General features: G+C 66.4%; 3 protein-coding genes. All 3 read left to right on the top strand.

Features of this window, described 5'->3' with window-relative positions; translation table 11 throughout:
- The first annotated feature begins 40 nt into the window (after positions 1 to 40).
- Entirely contained in the window at positions 41 to 751 is a 711-nt protein-coding gene (locus BMZ91_RS20935; RefSeq protein ID WP_218145711.1) for a lytic transglycosylase domain-containing protein, read from the top strand.
- Positions 748 to 1,068 carry a hypothetical protein gene (locus BMZ91_RS20930; protein ID WP_092842504.1) on the top strand — a complete coding sequence of 107 codons (321 nt, stop codon included), beginning with the start codon at positions 748 to 750 and terminating at the stop codon, positions 1,066 to 1,068. The genes BMZ91_RS20935 and BMZ91_RS20930 overlap by 4 nt, the downstream gene beginning before the upstream one ends.
- The coding region (locus tag BMZ91_RS20925) for a DUF3363 domain-containing protein (RefSeq protein WP_143076444.1) at positions 1,065 to 2,139 on the top strand (1,075 nt) is incomplete at its 3' end. The genes BMZ91_RS20930 and BMZ91_RS20925, both read left to right, overlap by 4 nt.

Raw genomic sequence — 2,139 nt, 5'->3', positions numbered from 1 at the left:
GGCCGGCGCTTGCGCCTTGCCCTTGACCGCAGCGAGCACGCTGGCAGGCTGGTGTCGAAGCGGAGACAGGACTGCATGGCATTATGCCGTCCTGATACTGGCCGGCGCGCTTTTCGCCTGCGCGGGATCGGGCGTCGCTGTCGCGCAATCCGCGTCGGTTGAGCGCCCGGCTGCCGCCCAGCCCTATGCGGCGCACATCGCCGAGGCGTCGCAGCGTTTCGGCATCCCAGAGCACTGGATTCGCGCCGTGCTGCACGCCGAGAGCGCGGGCGATGTGCGCGCGATTTCGTCGGCCGGGGCGATGGGATTGATGCAGGTGATGCCCGACACATGGGCGGGCCTGCGCGTCCGCCATGGCCTCGGCCGTGATCCCTATGACCCGCGCGACAACATCCTCGCAGGCACGGCCTACCTGCGCGAAATGTTCGACCGCTACGGCAATGTCGCGGCGATGCTGGCGGCCTACAATGCCGGTCCCGGCCGCTATGACCACTACCTTGCGACCGGCCGCACTCTGCCGGCCGAGACGCGGGCCTATGTCGCCGCGCTGGTGCCCGTTCTCGGCGGCGCAGCTGCGACCCAACCGCCGTCATCGGCACCGCCACCACCGCCCGATTGGCGCGAGGCAGCGTTGTTCGTCATGCGCTCCGGCGACGCCCGCACGACCGTTTCGATGCGCGATTCTGTCGATGCAGAGCAGCAGGACGGCAGCATTTTCGTGGTCCGCGCAAGCGACGGAGGAACGCCATGAGGGCGGTGTTTCCGCGCTCGGCGGTGCTCATTCCGGTGTCCAGTCAGGCGGGTTTGCGCCCGACTGGATTCCCGGCAGGAAAGGCAGAGAAGGAAGAAAGGGCGGAGGGCAAGATTAAAGAAGACGGCACCATGTCGGGCCGCTTCTGGAAATTGTTGTTGTCTGCACACTGGTTAGGTGGCCGGTTCCGGCACCATGGTTTTGAGGGGCCGCGTGCCGCGATTTTGCGCAAAGCCTTGGCTTTGCAGGGTTTCAAGCGGCACCATAGGCGCAGATCGGCGGTTTTCCGGCGGTTTGGGCTGGAGTCGCGCCCTTGAGCGCCGACGACGAAAACCGCTTCCGACCGAAGCCCGGCCGCATCCGATCCGACACGCCGAAGGCCGGCAAGACCAAGAGCTTTTTCACGCAGGTCAAGAAGATCACCCGGCAGCATCAGGCGGCAGCCTCCCGCGACCCTTCCATGCCGTCATCCGCCCGCCCGTCATCGTCGGGCCGGTCCCGTGCCGTGGTCGCCAGCGGCAAGGGCGTGAAGCGCGGCCGGGGCGCGAGCTTCGTGCGTGCCCGCAATATCTCGGGCAACTGGCATCATCGCCAGCCGGGCAGCCGCCGCGTCATCGTCAAGCAGCGCAGCGTCAGGGCCGCATTGAAGGGCGGCCGTGCCCGTGCACATCTGCGCTATGTCCAGCGTGACGGAACCTCACGCGACGGCGAGCGGGGCCGGCTCTATTCGGCGACCGAGCACCGCGCCGATGGCGACGCCTTCCTTGATCGCGGCAAGGACGACCGCCACCAGTTCAGATTCATCGTCTCGCCCGAGGACAGCGCAGAGCTGTCGGACCTCACGGCTTACACCCGCGATTTCATGAAGCAGGTGGAAGCCGACCTCGGCACGAAACTCGATTGGGTCGCCGTCAATCACTACAACACCGGCCATCCCCATGTGCATATCATCGTCAATGGGCGCGACGATATGGGCGGGGATCTAGTCATCAACGGCGACTATCTTTCCGCCGGCCTGCGCGAACGGGCCAGCGAGCTTGCCAGTCTTGAACTCGGCCCCGTTACCGAGATCGAGCAGACCCGCAAGCGGTCCGCCGAAATCGACCAAGACCGCTTGACCCGGATCGACCGCGCCATGGCCGAAGAAGCCGATGCCCGCTTCCTCGACCTGCGCCATGAGCCGGCTGCACCACGCCGCCAGTTCGAGCGGACGTTACGCCTGCGCAGGCTCGCCAAGCTGGAGAAGATGGGGCTGGCGACCGAGCACGCGCCCGCCGTTTGGGAATTGAGCAAGAACATGGAGCCAGCCCTGCGCGAGCTAGGCGAGCGTGGCGACATTATCCGCACCATGCAGAAGGCGCTCGGTGCGGAAGGTGGCGAGCGCGATC

It is taken from the genome of Roseovarius lutimaris, from assembly GCF_900115165.1.
GTDB classification, from domain to species: Bacteria; Pseudomonadota; Alphaproteobacteria; order Rhodobacterales; family Rhodobacteraceae; genus Roseovarius; species Roseovarius lutimaris.
Note: the sequence above shows the minus strand (reverse complement) of the source record. Positions and strands in the feature narration are given on the sequence as shown.